Raw genomic sequence first — 262 nt, 5'->3', positions numbered from 1 at the left:
TGGATAGAGCTGTGTCCACAAGGATTGCGGTGAGCCGTATGGATAGAGCTGTGTCCACAAGGATTGCGGTGAGCCGTATGGATAGAGCTGTGTCCACAAGGATTGCGGTGAACCGTATGGATAGAGCTGTGTCCACAAGGATTGCGGTGAACCGTATGGATAGAGCTGTGTCCACAAGGATTGCGGTGAGCCGTATGGATAGAGCTGTGTCCACAAGGATTGCGGTGAGCCGTATGGATAGAGCTGTGTCCACAAGGATTGC

Annotated in this window: 1 protein-coding gene; it reads right to left on the bottom strand. The window is 52.7% G+C overall.

The genetic code is table 11. The features are described from left to right. Nucleotides 1-262, bottom strand: a 262-nt coding sequence (locus ACNFCH_RS25890) for a hypothetical protein (protein ID WP_416744513.1), incomplete at both ends; no start/stop codon positions are given.

It is taken from the genome of Pseudomonas sp. NY15354, from assembly GCF_048068075.1.
GTDB classification, from domain to species: Bacteria; Pseudomonadota; Gammaproteobacteria; order Pseudomonadales; family Pseudomonadaceae; genus Aquipseudomonas; species Aquipseudomonas guariconensis_C.
This window is presented reverse-complemented; position numbering and strand designations above follow the sequence as displayed.